The organism is Streptomyces lonarensis (assembly GCF_012033735.1).
Lineage (GTDB): Bacteria > Actinomycetota > Actinomycetes > Streptomycetales > Streptomycetaceae > Streptomyces > Streptomyces lonarensis.
Window position 1 is genome coordinate 1 of sequence record NZ_JAAVJD010000438.1, and the last position, 1,838, is coordinate 1,838.

Consider the following 1,838-nt stretch of genomic DNA (forward strand, 5'->3'; position numbering starts at 1 on the left):
CGCCCGAGCCGGACCACCGGCCCGGGCGGGGCGGTTCCGTTCCGGCGCTCGGGTGGGCGGGTACTCGGGCCGCCACCCGGGAGCGCGGCACCCCGCACGACCACTACTGTCGTGCTGTGACTCTCCATGACGCCTCAGAACCGGATGTGACCGGCGCGGCAGACGACGGTGCGGTGCGGCTGCGAGCCGGTGACACGGAGGTGACCGTGCTCCCCGAGGACGGCTGCCGGCTGTCCTCGCTACGCGTCGGTGACGCCGAACTCCTTGTGCAGGGAAGCGGGTCGGGGTCGTTCGTGATGGCGCCGTGGTGCGGTCGCACCGCCGACGGCGTCTTCCGCAACGGCGCCACCTCCCACCGGCTGCCGCTCAACGCCGGGCGCCACGCCATCCACGGCACCGTCCGCGAACAGGTCTGGCAACGCGTCGACCGCGCGGACGACGACCGCTCCGCCGCCTTCGTCGTCGACCTCGCGGAGCCCTGGCCCTACCCGGGGCGCGTCACGCAGATCATCGAACTGGCCGAGGACGGCAGCGCGTTGACGATGACGCTCGGTGTCGAGACGGCCGGCGACTCCTTCCCCGCGCAGGCCGGCTGGCACCCGTGGTTCGTGCGGCGGCTGCGGTCGGACGGGCCGGAGGCGGCGGTGGAGTTCTCCCCGACCGGGCAGCTCGTCCGCGCGGACGGCATCGCGACCACCGAGATCGGCGACGTCCGCCCGGGCCCGTGGGACGACTGCTTCACCATGCCCGACGGCGTGGACGTCACCCTGCGCTGGGGCGCGGAGCTGGAGCTGCGCGTCACCGGTCGCGACGAGTGGGTCGTCGTCTACGACGAGCAGCCGCACGCCGTCTGCGTGGAGCCGCAGTCCGGGCCACCCAACGGCCTGAACACCCACCCGCGGCTGGTCACCGGCATCGAACCGCTGGAGACCACGACCACCTGGTCCTGGCGCCGCCCGGCGGGCCCCGCGGTGTGACCGACCCCGCGGATTGACCGGCCCCCGCGGTGTGACCGACGCCGCGGACTGACCGACGCGGGCCGCTTCGGCCGCCCCGCGCCTCGTCCGAGCGCCCCGCCGGCCTCTCCGGCGGGGGCGCCGCCGCGTCCGCGCCGGTGGCCTCCCGGGTGGCGGGGGTCGGGCAGGTGGGGGGCATCGCCTAGGCTCAGACGCCATGAGCGTGCGTGACGAGCTGCTGCGGCAGATCCAGGACAAGGCCGTGGTCCACGGCCGGGTGACCCTGTCCTCCGGCCTGGAGGCCGACAACTACATCGATCTGCGGCGGATCACCATGGACGCGGCGGCGGCGCCGCTGGTCGGCCAGGTGATGCTGGAGGCCACCGCCGACCTGGAGTTCGACGCGGTCGGCGGACTGACCCTGGGCGCGGACCCGGTGGCCACCGCGATGCTGCACGCCGCGGCGGCCCGCGGCCGCGAGCTGAACGCGTTCGTGGTCCGCAAGGCGCAGAAGGCCCACGGCATGCAGCGGCGGATCGAGGGTCCGGACATCGCCGGGCGCCGGGTGCTGGTCGTCGAGGACACCTCCACCACCGGCGGTTCGCCGCTCACCGCCGTCGAGGCGGCCCGTGAGGTCGGCGCGGAGGTGGTCGCGGTCGCCGTCATCGTCGAGCGCGGCGCCGCCGGGGCCATGGCCGAGGCCGGGCTGGAGTACCGCAACATCTTCACCCTGGCCGACCTCGGTCTCAGCTGACCTCGGCGCGAGCCGAACGCCTCCGGCTCCGGCCGGGCCGCCCGCCTGCCTGCCTGCCGCCCCCCACCGCGGGGCGCGGCCGGGCGGGCGGCGGTGCTTCTGCCCCGACGCGCCTCGCCGCACCGGCC

Annotated in this window: 2 protein-coding genes; both read left to right on the forward strand. The window is 75.7% G+C overall.

Translation table 11 applies throughout. The features are described from left to right. The first annotated feature begins 116 nt into the window (after positions 1 to 116). On the forward strand, positions 117 to 977 hold the full coding sequence (locus HCN56_RS25355) for an aldose epimerase family protein (protein WP_312871450.1): 861 nt from the start codon (positions 117 to 119) through the stop codon (positions 975 to 977). A gap of 196 nt (positions 978 to 1,173) precedes the next feature. Next, positions 1,174 to 1,710 (forward strand): orotate phosphoribosyltransferase, encoded by a 537-nt coding sequence (gene pyrE, locus HCN56_RS25360; RefSeq protein ID WP_167974963.1) that lies wholly within the window; start codon positions 1,174 to 1,176, stop codon positions 1,708 to 1,710. Positions 1,711 to 1,838: the final 128 nt, after the last annotated feature.